This is a genomic window from Nonomuraea sp. NPDC049625 (genome assembly GCF_040675285.1).
GTDB classification, from domain to species: Bacteria; Actinomycetota; Actinomycetes; order Streptosporangiales; family Streptosporangiaceae; genus Nonomuraea; species Nonomuraea angiospora_A.
Map to the genome: position 1 here is coordinate 410,364 of NZ_JBFAOQ010000002.1, position 20,995 is coordinate 431,358.

General features: G+C 72.8%; 18 protein-coding genes. 4 read left to right on the forward strand and 14 right to left on the reverse strand.

Translation table 11 applies throughout. The annotated features are described in order from the left end of the window. Nucleotides 1-64: 64 nt before the first annotated feature. A complete protein-coding gene (ileS, locus tag AB0J87_RS09295; protein WP_355192694.1) occupies nt 65-3,211 on the reverse strand; it encodes an isoleucine--tRNA ligase in 3,147 nt (1,048 codons plus the stop codon). A 454-nt stretch (nt 3,212-3,665) separates the two neighbouring features. Between ileS and AB0J87_RS09300 the strand changes: the two genes are divergently transcribed. Genes AB0J87_RS09300 through AB0J87_RS09310 form a run of 3 tightly spaced genes read left to right on the forward strand, consistent with a single transcriptional unit; the run spans nt 3,666 to nt 5,540 of the window. Continuing rightward, a complete protein-coding gene (locus tag AB0J87_RS09300; RefSeq protein ID WP_350729195.1) occupies nt 3,666-4,055 on the forward strand; it encodes a TraR/DksA C4-type zinc finger protein in 390 nt (129 codons plus the stop codon). 35 nt (nt 4,056-4,090) lie between these two features. Beyond that, on the forward strand, nt 4,091-4,618 hold the full coding sequence (gene lspA, locus AB0J87_RS09305) for a signal peptidase II (RefSeq protein WP_363965028.1): 528 nt from the start codon (nt 4,091-4,093) through the stop codon (nt 4,616-4,618). Beyond that, the gene (locus AB0J87_RS09310) at nt 4,611-5,540 is read left to right on the forward strand and encodes an RluA family pseudouridine synthase (RefSeq protein ID WP_185073022.1); all 930 of its coding nucleotides are present in this window, start codon (nt 4,611-4,613) and stop codon (nt 5,538-5,540) included. The genes lspA and AB0J87_RS09310 overlap by 8 nt, the downstream gene beginning before the upstream one ends. Before the next feature lie 11 nt (nt 5,541-5,551). On the opposite strand, the gene AB0J87_RS09315 is transcribed toward AB0J87_RS09310, so the two are convergent. The 10 genes from AB0J87_RS09315 to AB0J87_RS09360 form a co-directional block, all read right to left on the reverse strand. After that, nucleotides 5,552-6,547, reverse strand: a complete 996-nt coding sequence (locus tag AB0J87_RS09315; protein ID WP_363963704.1) for a hypothetical protein — start codon at nt 6,545-6,547, stop codon at nt 5,552-5,554. Continuing rightward, nucleotides 6,534-7,073: a SigE family RNA polymerase sigma factor gene (locus tag AB0J87_RS09320; RefSeq protein ID WP_363963706.1), complete on the reverse strand. Its 540-nt coding sequence runs from the start codon at nt 7,071-7,073 to the stop codon at nt 6,534-6,536. Before AB0J87_RS09320 ends, AB0J87_RS09315 begins: the two co-directional genes overlap by 14 nt. A gap of 62 nt (nt 7,074-7,135) precedes the next feature. After that, nucleotides 7,136-8,833: a glycosyl transferase gene (locus AB0J87_RS09325; protein WP_363963708.1), complete on the reverse strand. Its 1,698-nt coding sequence runs from the start codon at nt 8,831-8,833 to the stop codon at nt 7,136-7,138. After that, nucleotides 8,830-9,540, reverse strand: a complete 711-nt coding sequence (locus AB0J87_RS09330; protein WP_363963710.1) for a dolichyl-phosphate beta-glucosyltransferase — start codon at nt 9,538-9,540, stop codon at nt 8,830-8,832. The genes AB0J87_RS09325 and AB0J87_RS09330 overlap by 4 nt, the downstream gene beginning before the upstream one ends. A 39-nt stretch (nt 9,541-9,579) precedes the next feature. Continuing rightward, nucleotides 9,580-10,932: a serine/threonine-protein kinase gene (locus tag AB0J87_RS09335; protein WP_363963712.1), complete on the reverse strand. Its 1,353-nt coding sequence runs from the start codon at nt 10,930-10,932 to the stop codon at nt 9,580-9,582. Nucleotides 10,933-10,941: 9 nt separating this feature from the next. Next, nucleotides 10,942-11,253 (reverse strand): AzlD domain-containing protein, encoded by a 312-nt coding sequence (locus AB0J87_RS09340; protein WP_363963714.1) that lies wholly within the window; start codon nt 11,251-11,253, stop codon nt 10,942-10,944. Further along, nucleotides 11,250-11,912 (reverse strand): AzlC family ABC transporter permease, encoded by a 663-nt coding sequence (locus AB0J87_RS09345; RefSeq protein WP_350729199.1) that lies wholly within the window; start codon nt 11,910-11,912, stop codon nt 11,250-11,252. The genes AB0J87_RS09340 and AB0J87_RS09345 overlap by 4 nt, the downstream gene beginning before the upstream one ends. 11 nt (nt 11,913-11,923) lie before the next feature. Then, nucleotides 11,924-12,766 carry an AraC family transcriptional regulator gene (locus AB0J87_RS09350; protein ID WP_363963716.1) on the reverse strand — a complete coding sequence of 281 codons (843 nt, stop codon included), beginning with the start codon at nt 12,764-12,766 and terminating at the stop codon, nt 11,924-11,926. After that, nucleotides 12,763-14,334 (reverse strand): protein kinase, encoded by a 1,572-nt coding sequence (locus AB0J87_RS09355; protein ID WP_363963718.1) that lies wholly within the window; start codon nt 14,332-14,334, stop codon nt 12,763-12,765. Before AB0J87_RS09355 ends, AB0J87_RS09350 begins: the two co-directional genes overlap by 4 nt. Before the next feature lie 10 nt (nt 14,335-14,344). Continuing rightward, nucleotides 14,345-16,234: a serine/threonine-protein kinase gene (locus AB0J87_RS09360; protein ID WP_363963720.1), complete on the reverse strand. Its 1,890-nt coding sequence runs from the start codon at nt 16,232-16,234 to the stop codon at nt 14,345-14,347. Between the two features lie 291 nt (nt 16,235-16,525). Between AB0J87_RS09360 and AB0J87_RS09365 the strand changes: the two genes are divergently transcribed. Beyond that, complete coding sequence (locus AB0J87_RS09365) at nt 16,526-17,515, forward strand: chorismate mutase (protein WP_363963722.1); 990 nt, start codon at nt 16,526-16,528, stop codon at nt 17,513-17,515. A 7-nt stretch (nt 17,516-17,522) separates the two neighbouring features. Here the strand turns inward: AB0J87_RS09365 and AB0J87_RS09370 are convergent, their stop codons facing one another. The 3 genes from AB0J87_RS09370 to AB0J87_RS09380 form a co-directional block, all read right to left on the reverse strand. Then, on the reverse strand, nt 17,523-18,530 hold the full coding sequence (locus AB0J87_RS09370) for an SGNH/GDSL hydrolase family protein (protein ID WP_363963724.1): 1,008 nt from the start codon (nt 18,528-18,530) through the stop codon (nt 17,523-17,525). Nucleotides 18,531-18,639: 109 nt separating this feature from the next. After that, nucleotides 18,640-19,995: an amino acid permease gene (locus tag AB0J87_RS09375; RefSeq protein ID WP_350729210.1), complete on the reverse strand. Its 1,356-nt coding sequence runs from the start codon at nt 19,993-19,995 to the stop codon at nt 18,640-18,642. A gap of 324 nt (nt 19,996-20,319) precedes the next feature. After that, nucleotides 20,320-20,970 carry a response regulator transcription factor gene (locus tag AB0J87_RS09380; protein WP_363963726.1) on the reverse strand — a complete coding sequence of 217 codons (651 nt, stop codon included), beginning with the start codon at nt 20,968-20,970 and terminating at the stop codon, nt 20,320-20,322. Nucleotides 20,971-20,995 lie beyond the last annotated feature (25 nt).

The window sequence follows — 20,995 nt, forward strand, 5'->3', positions numbered from 1 at the left end:
TAAGGGGCGTTCCAGCACAGGGGTGGGTGGCGGTGGGGCGGGCGCCCCACCGCCGTAGTGCGTGTCAGGCGCGGCGGAGGTGGAAGGTCAGGGACAGGTCCTCGTCCGTGTGGGACGGGAGGTCTGTCGCCGTGCCCTCCGTGACCGTCGTCGCCAGGACCTCCTCCGCCACCACGTGCCCCTCGGTGCGCAGGGCCGTGGCGAGCTCGGGGGAGGACGTGGTCCACCACAGGTCGATGCGGTCCGTGATCGACAGGCCGGTCGACTTGCGGGCGTCCTGGACCAGGCGGATGACCTCGCGCAGGAGACCGGCGCGGCGCAGCTCGTCGGTGAGCTCCAGGTCCAGGGCCACCGTCTCGCCCGTGCCGGTGCCGATGGCGCCCGTCTCCACCGCCCAGCCCGAGCGGGGCTGCTCGTTGACGATCACGTCGTCCGGGCCGAGCATGATCTCGCCCAGCTCGTCCGCCTCCACCATGACCGTGGATCCCGAGCGGAGGGCCCGGGCCACGCGGGTGGCGTCGGCGGCGGCCACGGCGGCCGCGACGAGCTTGGTCTGGGAGCCGAAGCGCTTGCCCAGGGCCCGGAAGTTGGGCTTGACCGAGTAAGTCACGAGATCGGCGCTAAATCCGGACATGTCTTCGAGGGTGTGGACGTTCAGCTCGTCCGCCACCAGACCCCGGAGCTCCCCGGGCAGCGACGGCCAGCCGTGTGCCCCCACCAGGGCGCGGCGGAGCGGCTGGCGGGTCTTGACGCCCGACGAGGCGCGGGCCGAGCGGCCCAGCTCCACCAGGCGGCGTACGAGGGCCATCTGGTCGGACAGCACCGGGTCCAGCAGGTCCTCGCGCACCTCCGGCCAGTCGGCCAGGTGCACCGAGGAGGGCGCGTCGGAGGAGCGCAGGACGTCCCAGAGGTAGTCGGTGATGAACGGCGTGACGGGGGCCATCAGCCGCGTCACCGTCTCCAGGCACTCGTAGAGCGTCGCGAACGCCTCCGGCGACCCCTGCCAGAACCGGCGGCGCGAGCGGCGCACGTACCAGTTGGACAGGTCGTCGAGGAAGTCCGCCAGGCGGCGCCCGGCGCGCTGGGTGTCGTACTCGTCCAGCGACGCCGTGACGTCGGCCACCGTCCTGTGCAGCTCGGCCAGCACCCAGCGGTCGAGCAGCGGGCGCTCGGCCGCGGGCGTGGCCTGCGCGAGCATGGCCGGCGACCAGGACTCGGCGTTGGCGTAGAGGGTGAAGAACGACGAGGTGTTCCAGAGGGTCAGCAGGACCTTGCGGACGATCTCCTCGAGGGTGTTGTGGCCCACCCGGCGCGACGCCCACGGCGAGCCCGAGCAGGCCATGAACCACCGCAGCGCGTCGGCCCCGTGCTGGTCCATCAGCGGGATCGGCTCGAGGATGTTGCCCAGGTGCTTGCTCATCTTGCGGCCGTCCTCGGCCAGGATGAGGCCGAGGCAGAGCACGTTCTCGTAGGAGGACTGGCCGAAGACCAGCGTGCCGACGGCCATCAGCGAGTAGAACCAGCCGCGCGTCTGGTCGGTGGCCTCGCAGATGAACTGCGCCGGGTAGACGCCCTCCGGCTTGCCGCGCTCGCCCCACTGGGCGAACGGCATGGAGCCGGAGTCGTACCAGGCGTCGATGACGTCCGGCACGCGGCGCGCGAGAGCGCCGCACGACGGGCAGTCGAAGGTCACGTCGTCCACGAACGGGCGGTGCGGGTCGAGCGCCGAGATGTCCTGCCCCGCCAGCCCGCCCAGCTCCTCCAGCGAGCCGACGCACGTCACGTGGGACTCGTCCGCCGAGCACACCCACAGCGGCAGCGGCGTGCCCCAGTAGCGCGAGCGCGACAGCGACCAGTCGACGTTGTTGCGCAGCCACTCGCCGAACCGGCCCCACTTGATCGTCTCGGGGTACCAGTTGGTGCCGGCGTTCTCGGACAGCATCTTGTCCTTGACCGCGGTGGTGCGGATGTACCAGGACGGGAGCGCGTAGTAGAGCAGCGGGGTGTGGCAGCGCCAGCAGTGCGGGTAGCTGTGCTCGAAGTGGCCGCCGCGGTAGAGCAGCCCGCGGGCGCGCAGGTCCTCGGTCAGCTCCTCGTCGGCGTCCTTGAAGAACCGGCCGCCGACCATGGGCACGTCGTCGAGGAAGCGGCCGTCGGGGCCGATCGGGTTGACGACGGGCATGTCGTACTGCCTGATCACGGCCATGTCGTCGGCGCCGAAGGCCGGGGCCTGGTGGACCAGGCCGGTGCCGTCCTCGACCGTGACGTACTCGCCGAGCACGACGTAGTGGGCGCCGGGGATGTCGACCAGGTCGAACGGGCGGGAGTACGCGGTGTGCTCCAGCTCGCGACCGGTATAGCGGGCCACCTCGGTCGCGCCCTCGCCGAGGACCGACAGCAGCGGCTCGGCGACCACCAGGACCTCGCCGTCCGCGGTGCGGGCCGCGACGTACGTCACGTCGGGGTGCACGGCGACGGCCGTGTTGGACACGAGGGTCCACGGCGTGGTCGTCCACACCAGGAGCGCGGCGCCCAGCTCGGCCAGCGGCCCGGCGGTCACCGGCATGCGGACGTAGACCGACGGGCTGGAGACGGTCTCGTAGCCGCCGGGCTGGCCCAGCTCGTGGTCGGACAGCCCCGTGCCGCAGCGCGGGCAGTACGGCGTGATGCGGAAGTCGCGGAACAGCAGCCCCTTGTCCCAGATGACCTTCAGCGACCACCAGACCGACTCGATGTAGGACGGGTCCATGGTCCGGTACGCCTGGGACAGGTCGATCCAGTAGCCCATGCGCTCGGTCAGCTGCTCGAAGGCGTCGACGTGGCGCAGCACCGACTCGCGGCACTTGGCGTTGAACTCGGCGATGCCGTATTCCTCGATGTCCTTCTTGCCGGTCAGGCCCAGCTCGCGCTCCACGCCGACCTCGACGGGCAGGCCGTGGCAGTCCCATCCGGCCTTACGCGGGACGCTGAATCCGCGCATGGACTTGTAGCGCGGGAACAGGTCCTTGAACACCCGCGCCTCGACGTGGTGCACGCCGGGCAGGCCGTTCGCGGTGGGCGGGCCCTCGTAGAAGACCCAGGACGGGTTTCCGGAGTTCTGCTCCACGGAGCGCTCGAAGATCTTCCCGTCCCGCCAGCGGTCGAGGACCTCGCGCTCGAGCGCGGGCAGGTCGACCTGCGCGGGAAGAGAGCGGAAAGATGGCGAAGACATTTCGGGTGTGACCTCCACGCTTGATCGGCCGGTAGGGCGAGCGTGAAGGGACGAAGCCATGCGGCCCCGCGGTACCACCCTTCTTGACCTCGCACGCGGGCGAGGCCCTCTTCGTTTGATCTGCGGCCGGGTCTAATGAGCTCTCGCGAGCCGTTCTTCCGGCGGCTCCGGGGTGATATCCCTCACAGTCGGGCCCCATCAACGCCTTGCAGTCTCAAACCATAACGCAGAGTGGGGCCGAAGGCTTCCTGGTTTCTCAGGGCGAGCCGCCCGAGGGGCCGTCGGTACGCAACCGACAAAGTTGCGGGAATGGACGCCCCTGTGGAGGAGTTTAATGCGCGAGGCGGGATAGTACGGGGGAGGTAAACCGTCCGGCGGGTCGTTTGCCGTTCCGTTATGTGGATCCCTAAGCTGCCCGCACCATTTACGGCCTTGATCAGCAATGGAGGCAGCCATGGCGGCAGTCACGCAGACCGCTACACCTTCGATGTGGTCGGAAGAGGAGCTGGCCGAGGTACGCGGCAGGCTCCAGAGCGAGATCGACCAGCTCAACGCGGACATTCACCGCCACGAGACGGAGATAGCCTCTGGAGACGTCACTCAGGGGGCGGGCGACGACCAGGCGGACGCCGGCGCGAAGACGTACGAGCGCGAACGCGAGATCGCCCTTACCCTGAATGCGCGCGATCTGGTCGCGCAGAACGAACGTGCGATCGCCAGGATCGACGCCGGGACCTATGGAGTGTGCGAATCGTGCCACAAGCCGATCGGCAAGGAACGCCTTCAGGCGTTCCCGAGGGCGACGCTGTGCGTGGCCTGCAAGCAGAAGGAGGAGCGCCGGTAGGCCGCCCCCGCGGGCGTCTGGTCGCCGTCCTCGTCGTGCTGGCGGCCGTGGTCTACGCGGCCGACCTCATCACCAAGACGGTGGTGCTTCGCACGCTCGAGGGTCAGGCGCCGCTCGTCGTCCTCCAGGACGTGCTGCAGTTCCGGGTGATCTTCAATTCCGGTGCCGCGTTCAGCCTCGGCACCGGAATGACCTTCGTCTTCACCCTCATCGCCGCGGGCGTGGTCGTCGCCATCGTGCGCACCGCCCGCAAGCTCGGCAGCCGGGCCTGGGCGGTCACGCTGGGGCTGCTGCTCGGCGGCGCGCTCGGCAACCTCACCGACCGGCTGCTGCGCTATCCCTCGGGGATCGGGCGCTCCACGCAGCTGCAGGGGCACGTCGTCGACTTCATCGAGGTGCTCCCCGGGCATTTCCCCGTGATCGACTACTTCCCCGTGTTCAACATCGCCGACTCGGCCATCGTCTGCGGCGGCATCCTGGCGGTGCTGCTGGCCTGGCGCAACGTGCAGATCGACGGGTCCCGGGAGACCCCGGAGACCAAGGGGGCCGAGAAGGGTGAGTGAGCAGCGGAGCCTGCCCGTACCCGACGGGCTGGAGGGCGAGCGGCTCGACGCCGCGCTCTCGCGGCTGTTCGGCTTCTCCCGCACCCGCGCGGCCGAGCTGATCGGCGCGGGCGAGGTGCTGGTGGACGGCCGGCAGCCGGCCAAGTCCGACCGCGTGCACGCGGGCGCGTGGCTCGACGTGACGATGCCGCCGCCGGTCACCACGCCGATGCCGGTCGCCGAGCCGGTGCCGGGCATGACGGTCGTGTACGAGGACGACGACGTCATCGTGATCAACAAACCGATCGGCGTGGCCGCCCACCCGACCGTCGGCTGGACGGGGCCCACCGTGATCGGCGGGCTGCTCGGGGCCGGTCACACGATCGCCACCAGCGGGGCCGCCGAGCGCCAGGGCATCGTGCACCGCCTCGACGCCAACACCACGGGGGCGATGGTGGTGGCCAAGAGCGAGGTCGCGTACTCGCGGCTCAAGCGGGCCTTCAAGGAACGCACGGTCGACAAGCGCTACCACGCGCTGGTGCAGGGGCATCCCGACCCGTTCAGGGGCACGGTGGACGCGCCCATCGACCGCCATCCGTCCGGGGACGGGCGCTTCGCGGTGGTGGCCGGGGGGAAGCCGTCGGTCACCCACTACGACACCGTCGAGGCGTTCCGCGCGGCCTCGCTGCTGGACATCAAGCTGGAGACCGGGCGCACGCACCAGATCAGGGTGCACATGGCGGCGCTGCGGCACCCCTGCGTCGGGGACCTGCTCTACGGGGCGGATCCGACGCTGGCGGCCCGGCTGGGGGTCACGCGCCAGTGGCTGCACGCGGTGGCGCTCGGGTTCGAGCACCCCACCACGGGCGACTGGATGTCGTTCAGCACGGACTATCCGCAGGACCTGCAGAAGGCGCTGGACATCGTCCGCGCCGAATCCTGACCGGGTCCCGCCTACCCGGGTGAGCGGGTCGCGCACGGGCCGGTGCAGGCGGGCGTGGGCTCGCCGGGCCATCCGGCGTCCGGGTCCAGCGTGACCGCCGTCGCCAGCTCGGCCAGCCGGTCCCCCGAGCCGCCGTGCCCGGCCTCGGCGTAGGCCGCGTAGCCGTCCCTGAGCACCGTGACGCGGCGGTCCTCCCGCACGGCGGGCAGGCCTCGCACGGTGGTGGCGGGCTTCAGGGCCGGGGTCCGTTCCACGACCCCGACCTCCAGCCACGAGCCCGCGTCGCCGTAGCGAAGCCCCACCCTGGCCGGGGAGCCGTACGAGATGACCGCGCCCACCGGCGCGCCCAGCTGTCCCGGGACGGTGAATGGCACGTCGATCCGTTCGCCCGCGGAGGGTAGGACGCTCTGGGCCACCCGGTGGGCGAGCTCGCGGTCGCCGCTCTTGACCGACACCACGCCCCACGCCTGAGGCCCCCACTGCCAGGCCACCTCGGCCGTGCCGGGCCTCAGGACGGGCTCCCGCGGCCAGATTGCGTCCCGGCCGTTGACCGGGGGAGCGGTGGATCCGTCGGTGGTCCTGGGCTGGATGCCCTGGGCGTACAGCTCGATCACCGCGTCCCCCGGCCGTGACGGGTCGGCGGGGCGCAGGGTGACCCGCTGGACGAGGCGGCCCGTCACGTACGTGTCGGGGGTGAAGCCGCCCGCGGAGCCCACCGTGAAGGCCCTGGTCAGCACGTCGAACCCGGCTTGCGGGGCGACCGCGGGCTGCGGCCGGGGCCGGGCCGCCTGGTGGCCGAGCACGGTCGTCAGGGCGATCACCGCGACCACGGCGCTGACGGCCGCCACCGCCCCGAGCGCCGCGCGGGCGCGCGTCCGCCGCCGCCCGGCCCGTACGGCGGCCGCCACGCTCACCCGCCCCGTCGGATCGGGCTCCATGCCGCGCAGCGGATCGAGCAGCCGCCCGCCTTCCACGGCGGGACCAGGGCCGCGGTCACGGGCGTCCATGCCGCATCGCTCCCTCCACCACCAGCGTCGGATCGTCACCGAGCACCTCGCGCAACGTGGCCAGGCCGCGGGCCGACTGGCTCTTCACATTGCCCGCCGAACACCCCAGGATCTCCGCCACCTCCGTCACCGGCAGATCGAACAGGAACCGCAGCACGAGCACCGCCCGCTGTCGCGGCGGCACCTTGGCCAGCGCCGCGCGCACCACCGACCGGGTCTCGAGGTCGGGCGGCGGCCCGGCGCGCTCCTCAGGAACCTCGTGGGAGGAGCCCGCCAGCCTGACGCGGGTCCACCAGCCGAGGCGCTGGTCGTTCAGGAAGCACCGGACGAGCATCGCGTCCACGTACCTGTCCAGGTCGCGGGCCGCGCGGGCGCGCCGCCAGTGGACGTAGAGCCTGGTGATGGCCATCTGCACGACGTCGTCGGCGCGGTGGGCGTCCTTGCACAGGTAGTGCGCCAGCCGCCGCAGCGCCGGGAGCCGCGCGGTCACGTAGTCCACGTAGTCCCGCTCCTCCGCCGCGTGCACCCGACACCTCCTCGGTCATCCTTCACTCCCCTGTGACAGCGCCGGACGCGGCAAAGGTTGCATCACACATCCCACACCCACACGCCGCCCGCGAACAGGGGCGGCCCCAGGAGCGCGGTGAGGGTGCGCAGGAGCGCGTCCTGGTGCTCGTACGGGCCGAGCACGACCGCGTCGGCCCGCCAGTACGCCAGGTCGGCCCGCGCCCGGGCCCGTTCCGCCGGCCCGACGGCCGGGACCTCGCCCTTGTCGCGTACGTCGCGCAGCAGCGAGGCGGTGGGGCGGGGCGGTGCGCCGTACGCGCCCTCCCGGCCGGGGCCGGCCGGGCCGACGAAGTACCCCTCGGGGAGAGGGAAGCCGAGTCCCGCGTCGACCTGCCAGCGCAGCGCCCTGGCGTCGGCGGCGTCGGGCGGCGGCGCGGGCACGAGAGAACGCCCGGGGCGCACGTACGAGCGCCACATGCCGGTCGTGAAGAACGCGGGCGTGTCCGGTCGGTCGGCGGCCACCAGGGGTTTGGGCGCGAGCGGCAGCAGCGCCTCGGCCAGCGCCAGCCCCAGCAGCACCCGCGCCGGCGCGCCCCGCCACGACACCTCCAGCACCCGGTCGGCCGCGATCGCCAGGAGGGCCCCGACGGCGGGGACGCACACCAGCGTGAAACGGGACTCCAGCACCGACTCGAACAGCGGTAACTTGGACATCCACCACCACGGCCCAAAATATCCAGTCTTCTCGCCGTAAAAGGTGATCTCAGGCCCGAGGGACAGCACCGCCGACACCACGGCCACCAGCGTCAGCGGCGCCACCATCGGGAACCGCCGCAGCCACACGGCCACCCCGGCGACCAGGACGGCCAGCGGCCAGCCGAAGAACGCGTTCTGCTCGGTGGGGTTGAGCGACAGCGCCGCCGCCACGTTCGCGTCCCCGGCCAGCGACCTTCCGGCGTACGAGACGAGCGCCTGGACGTCGTTGCCCGCGGGCCCGTGGATCAGCGAGGAGTAGCTCTGCGGCCCGTCGAACTGGAACCACAGCGCGGGCCCGCTCAGCGCCAGGCTCACCGCCGCCGCCACCGCCGTGCCCGCCAGGAGGGGCCGCAGCGCCGCCAGGGCGACGCCGGGCCGGACCGCGACGTACCCGGCGGCGAGCACGGCGAGCCCGGTCGCGGCCAGCAGCAGCGCCTCCTCGCCCAGGAAGACCTGGTACGCCACCAGCAGCCCCAGCACGGCCCCGTCACGCCGGACGCGGCGGTCCCGGACCAGCAGCAGCACCCGGCCGATGATCAGCGGGATGGCGAACAGCACGACGAAGTTCGGGTGGGCGTTGGCGTGGGAGATGATCGGCGGCGCGAACGCGCAGAACGCGCCCCCGATCGCCGCCGCGGCCGGGGAGCCCACCAGGTGCCCGGACAGGAGCCGATACCAGGCGCCGGCGCTGCCCGCCAGGCCGCCGGTGAGCACGATCGCCCACGTCACCGAGGGGCCGAAGGCCAGCGTGACGGGCGCGAGCGGCGCGGAGACGCCGAGCATGACGGTGTTGGCCATGAGGTTCACGCCGAGCGGGTGGTTCTGCAGGGTCGTGAACAGCGGGAAGTCCCAGGAGGCCAGGTTGCGGGCGGTGACCGCGAAGAACCACTCCCACTGGTGCTGGTCCTGGCCTCCGTCGATCAGGTAGCGGTGGGACGGGTCGGCCCACAGGTGGGCGTACACGAAGACGGCCAGGGCGAGATAGACGCACGCGACGGCCAGGCCGGTCCGGCGGCGCGTCATCGGCCCTCGCACCGCAGCAGGCACACGTCGCCGAGCGTCAGCAGGTAGTGGTGGGCGCGTAATTTGGAGCCGGGGCGATGGGACCAGCGCACCGGGACCTCCCTGACCGGCCATCCCCGCCGGACGAACGCCCGCAGGATCTCCACGTCGAAGGCCCACCCGTCCAGCCGCGCCCGGCCGAACACCACCCGTGCCTTGTCCCCGTCGAACAGCTTGAACCCGCACTGCGTGTCCGCGATCCCCGGCACGGCCAGCGTCCGGATGAGCCGGTTGCCCAAGGTGCCCAGCAGGTGCCTGGCGGGGTGCTGGCGCACCAGGATGCGGGACCCGGGGCGGGCCCGGGAGCCGATGGCCGCGCCGGCGTCCCGGCCCAGCGCCGCCCGCAGCCGGCCGAACTCCTCGATCGGGGTGGCCAGGTCCGCGTCCGTGAACAGCACCTGGTGACCGCGTGAGACCAGCACGCCGCGGCGTACCGCGTGGCCCTTGCCCCGGTTGGCAGGCCAGCGGATGACGCGGATCCGCGGCTCGGCGCCGGCCGCGGCGGAGGCCACGGCCAGCGTGCGGTCCGCCGAGCCGTCGTCCACGACGATCAACTCCCAGCTCAGCGGCGTCGCGCTCAGGTGGGCGCGGACGGCGGCCAGGGTGGCGCCGAGCCTGGCCTCCTCGTTGTAGGCGGGGATCACCACCGACAGGTCGATCTCGCTCATGCCCCGGAGACAGGGCCGGGCCTCACCGGGGTTGCACGATCAGCCCTCCGGCTCCGACGGTTCGACCGAGTCCGGGGTCCGGGAAGGGGTGGTGTTGTCGCGGTCCTTCTTGCCGCTCGCGCTCGGCGTCGGCGTCCGGTCGGGGTTTTTCCGCTCACCGGTCGGCGTGGGCTCCCGGGTGGGGTCCTTCCGCTCGCCGGTAGGCGTCCTGTGCCGGTCCTCGACGGCCGGTGGGGAGCTGTCCGGCGGGGAGCTATCGGGTGTGGAGGGCGTCGGGGCGAGCTGCGGAGCGTCGGTGGTCGGATCGCCGGTGGAGGGCCCGGCGGTCACGACGGCGGGGGCGGGGCCCGGGCTCCGGGGCAGGTCCCGCGTCCGGCCGGACCACCAGGCCGCGCCGCCCGTGACCGCCGCGACGACCAGCGCGCCGCCCGCGATCACGGCCACCGGAAGCCTGTGCCGCCGCCGCGGGGAAGCCCCGCCCGGCCCGGTCGCACCCGGCCCGGTCGCACCTGGCTTGATCGCGCCGGGCCCGGCCGGGCCCGGCTCGGTGAGGGGGCCCGTTCGCTCGGGGGCGCCGCCGGTCAGGATCGCGGCCAGCCGCTGCTCGGCCTCCTCCAGCGACATGCGCTCGGCCGGGTTCTTGCGCAGCAGCCCGAGCAGTACGGGACCGAGCACGCCCGCGCGGGCCAGCGGCTCCGGCTCGGCGTGCAGGACCGCGCCCAGCGTGGCCAGGGGGTTGTCCCGCTGGAAGGGCGAGTGCCCCTCGACCGCGATGTAGAGCGTCACGCCCAGCGACCACAGGTCGGAGGAGGCCTTGGCCTGGCTGCCCGCCGCGCGTTCCGGCGCCATGAACGCGGGGGTGCCGAGCAGCACGCCCGTGCTCGTCACGGGAGCCTCGTCCTCCGTCGTGGCGATGCCGAAGTCGGTGAGCACCGCCCGGCCGTCCTCGGCCAGCAGCACGTTGTCCGGTTTGACGTCCCGGTGCAGCACGCCCGCCGCGTGCGCCGCGCGCAGCGCCTCGAGGAGCTGCAGCCCGATGTCCGCGGCCGCCGGTGGGGACATGGGGCCGTCCTCGCGGATCAGCTCGCCCAAGGTGCGGGAGTTGACGAGCTGCATGACGATCCACGGGTGACCGTTCTCCTCCAGGACGTCGTACACGGTGGCCACACCTGGATGCGCCACCCGGCCGGCGGCCCTGGCCTCCCTGAACGTGCGTACGGCGAAGACCTCGCGCTCGGGACCCGTCAGGTCGGGTGGCGGCAGGATCTCCTTGACCGCCACGTCCCGGCCCAGCACCTCGTCATGAGCCTGCCACACCGTGCCCATCCCGCCCCGGCCGATCGTCCTGAGCAGCCGGTAACGCCCACCGACCATCTCTGTTGCATCGGACATGCACGGCGACTACCCAAGAAAGAACCGGACAAGCGCGGTGACGAGGGCCGCCGCGGCCAGGATGACCAGGAACGGCGCCCGCAGCAGCAGCCCGGCGACCGCGGCGCCCAGCCCGGCCGTGCGCGCCGGGTCGAAGCTCAGCCCGCCCTCCTCCGTGAACACCTGCACCGCGATCAGGGCCGCCAGCAGCGCCACCGGCACCAGTTCGGCGAACCTGCGGATCGCCGGATGCTCCAGCACCCGGCGCGGCGCCGCCAGTCCGGCCAGCTTGAGCACGTAGCAGCCCGCGCAGACCGCGGCGATGGCCCACCACAGTGTCATCGCGCCATCACCACCAGCACGGCGGCCGCCGACAGCAGCACGGGCACGCCGGGCGGCAGGAACGGGGTGGCGCACAGGGCGATCGCCGCCGCTGCGCCGGCCAGCCGGCGCAGCTCGGCGCTGGCCGTCAGGCGCGGCCACAGGATGGCCAGGAACGCGGCCGGGCCCACCACGTCCAGCCCCAGCACGCCGGGGTCGCCCAGGAACGACGCGCCGTAGGCGCCCGCCAGGGTGGTCAGGTTCCAGGTGAGGTAGAGGCTGGCGAACGTGGTGACGAAGCCCGTACGGGCCGCCTCCGGGGTCGGCTGGGCCAGCGTGACGGCCGTCGTCTCGTCGATCACTCCCTGCGCGGCCAGCAGCCTTCGGGGCCCGCGTACCCGGAGCAGGTCGGCCAGGCGCAGGCCGTAGAGCGTGTTGCGGCCGCCCAGCAGCAGCGCGCCCAGCGTGGCGGTCACCAGGTCGCCGCCCGCGCCCACCGCGCCGGTCAGCGCGAACTGCGAGGCGCCGGTGAAGGCCAGCAGGCTCAGCACGCACGCCTGCGGCACGCTCAGGCCCGCGGTGATCGCGGCGGCGCCGAAGGCGATCCCCGACAGCCCCACGGCCACGCCCACGCCGAGGCCGTCCCGCACGGCGGCGGAACGGTGAGTTGTCTGTTCCATGCCGCAAGAGGCTAGGAGGTGGGGGAACCGCCGGTCTTGTACGTTCCTGCAGCACGCTGGTACGCCGCGGGCGGCACGCCCACGATGCGCTTGAAATGCCGGTTGAGGTGGGCCTGGTCCGTGAAGCCCACCTCGGCGGCCACCTGCGCCGGGCGTACCCCGGACTGCAGGAGGCGGCGCGCCTGGCGCACCCGCAGCGAGGTGAGGTAGGCGTGCGGCGGCAGGCCGGTCTCGGCCTTGAACGCCCGCAGCAGCGCGAACGGCCGCGCGCCCACCGCGTCGGCCAGGTCGTCCAGCGTCGGCGGGTCGACGAGGCTGCCGTGCAGCAGGTCGAGCGCGTCCCGCACGGCCCGCCGGCCCTCTGCGGGCAGGATCGCCGCCGGTCTGGGCGTGGCGTGGCGGGTCACCAGCCGCGCGAACAGCGTGCGGCTCAGTGTGGAGGCGGCCAGCGCGTCGCCGCGCTCGGCCGCCTGGTGAGCCCGGCCGAGCAGCAGCGCCACCTCCTCGTCACGCACGACCTGCCTGGGGAAGTGCGGCGTCGCGTACGGCACGCCCAGCTCGGCGGCGATCCCCGCCAGCGTGTCGATCGACGGGTAGAGCATGCGGTACGACCAGCCGTCCGGCGTGCCCGCCTGGCCGGTGTGCACCGACTCGGGGTTGACCAGCACCACCTCGCCCGCGCCCGCCCGGTGCAGGGTGCCGCGGTAGTCGAACTCCTCCACACCCCTGACGATCACGCCGATGGCGTAGCCGTCGTGCACGTGCCGGGTGAAGCGGTGGGTGACGTAACGGGCCTTGAGCAGGTCGGTGCCCGGCACCGCCGGATGCCGCCAGAAGTGCGCCTGCTCTTTCATTGAGGTCTGAAGGTCTTCGCGAACGTCTCGAAGTAGCGCCGGTCCGAGGCCCAGCGGGCGTCGGTGGTCTCCCAGTAGAGGGCGTACGGGCGGCCGTCGGCGGTGCGGAAGCCTCGGTTGATCACGTGGATCCGCTGCCCGCCGCGGATCCTGGTGAACTCCCAGTCGGCGGCCTTGCGGCCGAGGTAGGTGGTCGAGACGATGCCGATCCGGCTGTATCCCTCGAACTCGCCCTTCGCCCGGATCTCCTTCTCCAGGCTGGCCCACTGCTTCGCCGGGTCCGTCCAGGCGAAGTCGGGGACGGTCCACTCCACGATCATCGCGCCGGGGCTGTCGGGGCCCTTGAAGGTGATGCTGTCCCTGGTGGAGTGCTTCACGGCCCGCCACCCCTCCGGGACGGCGACCCCGAAGCGGCCCTGCGCGCTCCTGAACGCGCGCCACCCCGCGGGCACCGGCTGCGTCGTCGTGGTGGGCGTACGCGTGGGCTCGGGCGTGGCCGTGGGCATGGCCGTGGGAGTGCTCGACGTGGCCGGCTCGGCGGTGGGGGCGGGACCCGTCGGTGTGGGGCTCGGGGTCGCGGCGGTGCTCGTCCAGTGGTTGGAGACCAGGAAGCCGCCCGCGCCCAGCACCGCCACGGCGGCGGGCAGGCCGATCCACAGCGCCCTGCCGCGCCTGGGCCGCGTCGAGAGCGTGGGGCCCTCGGCCGTGTTCGCGGCACCGGCCGTCGGTCGCCATGCCCCGGGGGACGTCGGGTGGGGTGCGGGGCCCGTGGCGGCCTCGTACAGCAGCCTCGCGGCCTCCGCGGCGGGCAGGCGCTCGTCCGGGCTCCTGCGCAGCAGCCCCATGATGACCGGTTGCAGCGCGCCGGCCCGCGCGGGCGGCTCGGGCGCGTCGCGCAGCACCGCCGCGACCGTCGCGGCCCACGAGTCGCGCTTGAACGGCGGCTCGCCCTCGACAGCCGCGTACAGCGTCGCCCCCAGCGACCACAGGTCCGACTCGGGGCGCGCGGGCTCGCCGTTGAGGCGCTCGGGCGGCATGTACGCGGGCGTGCCCACCAGCCCGCCGGTCGCCGTCAGCCCCGCCTCGGCCTCCAGCGAGGCGATGCCGAAGTCGGTCAGCACCACCCGGCCGTCGTCGGCCAGCAGCACGTTCTCGGGCTTCACGTCACGGTGGAGCACCCCGGTGGCGTGCGCGGCGCGCAGCGCGTCGAGCACCCGCCCGCCGATCACCGCGACCTGCCCCACCGTGAGCGGCCCGCGCTCGCGCACCACCTCGGCCAGCGAACGCGAGCGCACGAGCTGCATCACGATCCACGGGCGGCCGTCCTCCTCGACGACGTCGTGGATGACGATCACCGACGGGTGGTCGAGGCGGCCGGCCGCCCTGGCCTCCCGGATGGTCCGGCTGTTGAGCTCGGCCCGCTTGGCGTCGCCGACGCCCGTGTAGCGGACCTCCTTGATCGCCACCGTACGGTCGAGCAGCTCGTCGTAGGCACGCCAGACCACGCCCATGCCACCCTCGCCGAGCGGCTCGATGAGGCGATACCGGTTGCCGACCTGCCTTTCCACGCGGTGAAGCCTACTTGGCCGGTTTGAAGGTGGCGCAGAACCCTTCAAAGAAGTCGTAGTCGGCCTTCCAGTGGCTCTTCAGCGTGTGCCAGTAGATCGCGTATCCCCGCCCGTTGTCGGTGATGAAGCCCCGGTTGCGCACGCGCGTCTTGCCGGTGTTGGTGTTCCAGGTGAAGTCCCAGTCCGCGGCGGCCTTCTGGAAGCCCTCGACCCGCTTGATGTCGAGCTTCTTGTAGCCGCCGAAGTTGTTCTTGAGACTCGGCTCCTGCTTCTTCCAGTCCTTGTACGGGTCCCTGCTGCTCTTCCCGCCGTCCTCGATCATGAGGTACGCGTTGGAGGCCGCGCCGGGGCCTCGGAACTTGACCTGGTTGCCGCCGCGGGTCAGCACGTCCCAGCCCTTGGGCAGGCCGACGGAGAAGCCGAGCTTCTTGTCCTTGTACATCTTCCAGCCGGCCGGCAGCGCGTTCTCCTTCTCCTTCTCCTTCTCGGGAGTGGGAGCCGGGGTCGTGGCCGTCGGTGACGGCGGCTGGGACGCACTGGGCTCGGCGGAGCCCGACGTGGACGCGCTGGGCGACGCCTGCGAGGCGGTGCCCGTGGGGACCGTGGCCTGGGACGAGCCCTTCTTCGTGTCGCGCTCGTCGGGGGCCGAGCTCAGCCCGAGGTAGCCGCCGATCACGGCCACGAGCACGACGGCCACGGCCGCCGCGATGACCGGCCCGGCCCGGCGCGGGTCCGTCCTGGTCGCGTCCATCGTGGACTCGGCGGTGGCGGGGGCCGGTGCCGCGGTCGGCGACGGCGTGATCCGCGACCCGGTCTCGGGGACGGCGGGCGACGGGACCGGAGCGGCGGAGGCGATCAGGTTGGGGTCGGTCGGGGTGTCGTCCTCGACGGGCGGCGCCTGGCGCAGCTTGCCCAGGGCGCGGAACCTGTTCTGGACGGCGGCCTTGCCCTGCGCGGAGGCCTCGTTCTGCGACGGCGGCTCGGCCGGGGCGGGGGCTTTGCGCGGCGGTGGTGGCGTGGTGGGCCGCGGCACGCGGATCGTCTGCGCCGCGGGGAACTGCGCGGTCGGCGGCGGGCTCGCCTGGGCGATGACCTGCCGCAGCATCCGCTGCGCTTCCTCGTACGTGAGCCGCTGGACCGGCTCCTTGTTCAGCAGGCCCAGGATCACGTCGGTGAGCGGGCCCGCGTGTGCCGCCGGATCGGGCTCGTCGGTCAGCACGGCGTGCATGGTCGCCAGGGCCATCCCCCGCTCGTGCGGGGAGCGGCCCTCCACGGCCGTGTACAGCGTAGCCCCTAACGACCACAGGTCGGACTCGCGCCGCGCGGGCAGTCCCTTGAGCCGCTCGGGCGCGATGAACGCCGGCGTCCCGGCCAGCCCGGTCACGGTCAGCTGCGTCTCGGTCTCCAGCGTGGCGATGCCGAAGTCGGTGAGCACGACCCGGCCGTCGTCGGCCAGCAGCACGTTCTCGGGTTTGACGTCGCGGTGCAGCACGCCGGCCTCGTGGGCACGGTGCAGCGCGTCCAGCACGGCCAGGCCGATCTCGGCCACCCGCTTGGGTGCCAGCGGCCCGTCCTGCTTGATCACGGCGCCCAGCGAGCGCGACTGGACGAGCTGCATGACGATCCAGGGCCGGTCATCCTCCTCGATCACGTCGTGAACGACGATCACGTTGGGATGCTCGAACCTCGCCGCCGCCCTCGCCTCGCGCATGGTGCGCCGGTTCAGCAGCTGCACTTCCTCGCCCAGGGCGGCCGCGTACCTGACCTCCTTGACCGCGACCGTGCGGTCCAGGAGCTCGTCGTACGCGCGCCAGACGATACCCATCCCGCCCCTGCCGATGGGTTCCTGCAGTTGGTAGCGGCCGGCGATGCGGCGTCCCTCCTGCTTGCGATCCGACATCAACGGCCTCAAACCCTCCTCTAGGCCAAGAAATACTCCCATAGAGAGGGATCAACGGCGACTCGCCTGAAGGACAGTCCGTCATGTGAGCGGCACCGTCCAGCAGGTGAAGCCATGGGTGTAGTGTTTCAGACATGACTTGTCGCTACGCCTTTATCGAGCCGGCTCCGGGAGAGCCGGTCGTCAGCTAGCGACCACCTGGAGCCGGCACGAGGCAGAGACGACCCGTCTCTGCCTTTTTGGTTTTCCCGCCGGCTGCGCAGGGGCCGGCCCGAATTGGGGGAGTCGAGGATGTCATCGACCTTGGAACGGCGCGCCGTGGCGGTGGGCGGAACGCTCGTGGGCGAAGGGCCCGCCGTGGTGATCGGCGGCCGGGTCGACCTGCGGGCGCACCGCGGGGAGGCCGACGCGTACGAGGTGCTGGGCGAGCACGCCACGCTGGTGGAGCCGTACTCGGCGGCCGATCTGCCGGCCATCGCCGAGCGGGCGGACGCGGTCGTGGTGGGTTCGTCGTGGACGCGCGACATTCCGCTGGTGCGCTCGGCGGCCGGCCTCGGGCTGCCGGTGGTCGTGGAGCGGCGGCCCGCCGCCTCGCTGGAGGAGTGGCTGGAGCTGGCCGACTACTGCGCGCGGGAGGGGGACGGGCGGGTGCTCCTGTGCGAGGGCGGCCGGCTGGACCTGGGGCTGATGCGGGCGGCCCGCGCGGTCTCGGGGCGTCCCGTGCTCGCCGACGTCTCGCGGGACGCGGCGCTGTCCGCGGCGGCGGTGGCGGCGGGCGCCGACGGGCTCGTCGTGGACTCGGCCGAACGAGGCACCCCGCCGGTTGGTGGGCCGGCCAAGCTCGGGACCTACGTGGGAGCCAGGACGGCTGAGCCCTCCAGGAGCGGGGTGCTGGAGTTCGTGGGCCCCGGGAGCCTCGCCGAGGCCCGTCAGGAGCTCTCCCCGGCGACGGTGTTGCGCGCGGCGGAGGAGGCCGTGACGGTCGTGGGCGCCCTGGTGCGGCCCGAGGCGCCCGCCACGCTGCCGGAGTGCCGCGAGGCGATCGACCGGGTGGACGCGGCGCTGGCCACGCTGCTCGAACGGCGCGCGGCGCTGGCGGGCATCGTGCAGCGGATCAAGCCGGTCGGCGGGTTCGCGGGGCGCGACATGGCCCGGGAGCGCGCGCTCGTGTCGCGGATGGCGCTGCGCGCCCCGTCGCTGGGGGAGGCCCGGCTCGCGCCCATCATGAACGCCGTCATCGAGGCGGGCCTCCACCTGGCCGAGGAGCGCTCGGCCGAGTGAGCGGGCGTCAGGGGGCGTCGAGGCGGACGTTGTTCATGGGGCGGCCCGGCCCGGCGGCGATCTGCTTGGTGATGAGCTCGGCGAAGCGGCGGTAGCCGTCGCCCGTCGGATGGTAGCTGCGGGCGTTGACCTTGAGCTCGTCCATGTTCACGCTCAGCCCGTTCAGGTACGGCTGCGGCCGGCCCACCTCGTGCCCCGTGAACGCCTCGTACGCGTCCACGTACTCCACGCTCCCCGGCACGCCGAACGCCGCGATCGTGCGGTCGAAGTCGGACACCACCGAGGCCACCGTGTCGTTGAGCCGGCGCGTCATCCCGTTCAGCCAGGTCTGGTCCTCGGCGCTCATGTTGTCGACGGTCGCCACGGGGTCCTCGGGGAAGGGCCTGGGGTAACCGAGGACGATGATGCGGGCGTTCGGCGCCCGCGTCCGCACCTCGCGCAGCACCTTGGTCAGGCTGGGGCGCAGCTCGTCGATGCGGCGGGCGACGGCGGCGTCCTGCTCCACGCACGCCGACGACCACGGCAGCTTGACGATGCAGCCCGTGAGCACCTTCGTGAACCCGGCGTCGTTGCCGCCGATGCTCAGCGTCACCAGGCTGGCGTTCGGGCCGACCCGGGTGATCTGGGGCTTCTGGCCGTACTGGCCCGACAGGATCTGGGTGGTGGTGGCGCCGCTGCAGGCGTAGAAGGCGGTGCCGCCCCCGAAGCGGTAGGTCTGCGCCACCAGCGGCACGTACGAGCCCGTCGCCCGGTGGCAGCGGTCGGCGCCGTCGTTGATCGGCTCGTGGTCCAGGTCCCAGACGCCCTCGCCGGAGGAGTAGGAGTCGCCCAGCGCGACGTACATGCCGCCCTGCGCCACCTGCACGGGCGTCAGGCGGGTCGCCTGCGGCAGCCTCCCGTTCGGCTCCTGATCGGCCGGGCAGCCCGCGCCGAGCACGGCGCAGGCCAGCCTCGGTAAGACGCCCAAGGGCGCGCATGCCACGGCAAGCGCGGCGCCGACGGCGGCGGCGGCCACGGTCTGGACTATCGCCCGCTTTGTCCACCTCGGCGTCTGTCGTGTCGCCTCGTCCAGTGCGGCCTCCCCGTGTGCGGCGGCTCTGTGCCGGCACATCGAGAGTACTCAGTCAGGGGCGGCCGCCGTTGACGATCCGGCGGCGGCTGACCACCCGCCAGCCGAGGGCGATGGCCACGGCCAGCGCCGGGATGAGGAAGAACGCCACCCGCTGGTCGGGGTCGGCGAAGGGCATCAGCAGGACGACGAGCACCAGGAACGCCAGCGTGAGCCAGTTCGTGTACGGCGCGCCGGGCATCGGGAACACCGACAGGTGGCCCGACCGGCGCAGCCGCATCTGGCACCAGACGAGCACGCCCCAGGTCGTGATCACGCCGAGGGAGGCGACGGCGGTGGCGATGTTGAAGGCGCGCTCGGGCAGGAAGTAGAACAGCGCCACCCCGGCCAGGAACATGGCCGCCGTGAACAGGATGCCGCCCATCGGGACGAACCTGGAGCTGAGCGTGCCCGTGAACCCGGGCGCCTCCTGCTTCATGGCCATCGAGCGCAGGATGCGGCCCGTGGCGTACAGGCCGGAGTTGCAGGACGAGAGCGCGGCGGTGATCACGACGAGGTTCATCGCGTCGGCGGCCCACGGGACGCCGAGGCCCGCGAAGACCGTCACGAACGGCGAGGTGTCCGCGTGGTACGCGGTCCACGGCAGGACCATCGCCAGCAGCGCCACCGAGCCCACGTAGAAGATCGCGATGCGCCACACCACGCCGTTGATCGCCTTCGGCATGACCTGGTGCGGCCTGGCCGTCTCACCCGCCGTGATGCCGACCAGCTCGATCGACGCGTACGCGAACACCACCGACTGCAGGCTCATCAGCACCATCGGGAAGCCCTTGGGGAAGAAGCCGCCGTGGGAGACGAGGTTGTGCGGGGTCGCCTGGCCGACCGCGAAGACCACCAGGACCAGGCCGACCACCAGGAAGATCGTGATCGCCAGCACCTTCAGCATGGCGAACCAGAACTCCAGCTCGCCGAACAGCCGGACCGACACCAGGTTGACCGACAGCACGAAGCCCAGGGCGATGAGCGCCGTCAGCCACTGCGGGAACGCCGGAGCCCAGTAATGGATGTAGGCGGCGATGGCGGTCAGCTCGGCGATGCCGGTGAACGCCCAGTTGATCCAGTACATCCAGCCGCTGGCGAACGCCGCCCACGGGCCGATGAACTCGCCCGCGTACTCGACGAACGACCCCGCCACCGGGCGGTAGAGCACGAGCTCGCCGAGCGCGCGCATGACGAAGAACGCGGCCGCCCCGGCGGTGGCGTACGAGATCACCAGGGCGGGCCCCGCGGCGGCCAGCCGGCCGCCCGAACCGAGGAACAGGCCGACCCCGATCGCCCCGCCGATCGCGATCATCTGGACCTGGCGGTTGCCGAGCGCGTGCCGGTAGCCCTCGTCCGTCTGCGTGCGCACCGAGTGTCTCCTCAACTACGTACAGTGAATACGACGATATCGGTGCTGCCGGCCACGGGGGTCCCGGCGCGCCGGTCCGGGCGGGGGCCGGGCGCGGGCATCGGGATCTCAGTCCGGACCACCGGAGTCGGGGCGCACAACCCCACTCGAGAGGGGCCGGGATCCGCCTGGGGGCGTGACGGCGGTCGTCGTGGCCTCCCGCGGGGGCGCGATCCGCTTGGGGGCGTGACGGCGGTCGTAGCGGTCTCCGGGAGGGGCCGGGATCCGCCGGGTGGGATGGTGGTCGTCCGCGGCTCGGGCCCGTGCGTGATGGAGTGGCGGGGGTCAGGAGGGTGGGGGGTCCTTGAGGTGGAGGGCGAGGCGGGTGCGGTCGCGGAGGCCGTATTTGCGGAGAAGGCTGGAGACGTGGTTCTTCACCGTGCCCTCGGCGATGCGCAGCCGGGCCGCGATCTCGCGGTTGGAGGCCCCCGCGGCGATCAGCGCGGCCACCTGCGCCTCCCGGGCCGACAACCGGTCCCGAGGCGCGGCCGGCGGGGGCGGCGCGGGCGGGGTGCGCCGGAGCTCGGCGACCAGGCGGGCGGCCACCGGTGAGGCGAGCACCGTCTCCCCGCGGCCGGCGCGGCGGACGGAGTCGATCAGCTCCTCCGGCGTGCAGTCCTTGAGCAGGTAGCCGACGGCGCCGCCGCGCAGCGCGCCGAAGATGTAGTCGTCCTCGTCGAACGTGCTGAGCACGATCGACGCCACCCCGGGCTGCCGGGCCGACAGGCGGGAGATGAGCTCGACGCCGTCCATCCTGGGCATCCTGGCGTCCACCAGCGCCACATCCGGGCGGCACTCGGCGGCCACCAGCAGTGCCTCCTCGCCGTCGGCGGCCTCGCCCGCCACCTCGATGCCGTCCTCGATCTCCAGCATCTTGCGCAGGCCCTGCCGCATCAGCTCCTGGTCGTCGACCAGCAGCACCTTGATCGCCCTCACGTCGCCACCTTCACAGGGGCGGGCA

Bases quoted from the DNA above. Each gene is read 5' to 3' on its own strand.
- ileS (WP_355192694.1), bottom strand. From the start codon at position 3,211: ATGTCTTCGCCATCTTTCCGCTCTCTTCCCGCGCAGGTCGACCTGCCC.
- AB0J87_RS09300 (WP_350729195.1), top strand. From the start codon at position 3,666: ATGGCGGCAGTCACGCAGACCGCTACACCTTCGATGTGGTCGGAAGAG.
- AB0J87_RS09315 (WP_363963704.1), bottom strand. From the start codon at position 6,547: ATGGACGCCCGTGACCGCGGCCCTGGTCCCGCCGTGGAAGGCGGGCGG.
- AB0J87_RS09325 (WP_363963708.1), bottom strand. From the start codon at position 8,833: ATGACGCGCCGCCGGACCGGCCTGGCCGTCGCGTGCGTCTATCTCGCC.
- AB0J87_RS09330 (WP_363963710.1), bottom strand. From the start codon at position 9,540: ATGAGCGAGATCGACCTGTCGGTGGTGATCCCCGCCTACAACGAGGAG.
- AB0J87_RS09335 (WP_363963712.1), bottom strand. From the start codon at position 10,932: ATGTCCGATGCAACAGAGATGGTCGGTGGGCGTTACCGGCTGCTCAGG.
- AB0J87_RS09340 (WP_363963714.1), bottom strand. From the start codon at position 11,253: ATGACACTGTGGTGGGCCATCGCCGCGGTCTGCGCGGGCTGCTACGTG.
- AB0J87_RS09345 (WP_350729199.1), bottom strand. From the start codon at position 11,912: ATGGAACAGACAACTCACCGTTCCGCCGCCGTGCGGGACGGCCTCGGC.
- AB0J87_RS09350 (WP_363963716.1), bottom strand. From the start codon at position 12,766: ATGAAAGAGCAGGCGCACTTCTGGCGGCATCCGGCGGTGCCGGGCACC.
- AB0J87_RS09360 (WP_363963720.1), bottom strand. From the start codon at position 16,234: ATGTCGGATCGCAAGCAGGAGGGACGCCGCATCGCCGGCCGCTACCAA.
- AB0J87_RS09365 (WP_363963722.1), top strand. From the start codon at position 16,526: ATGTCATCGACCTTGGAACGGCGCGCCGTGGCGGTGGGCGGAACGCTC.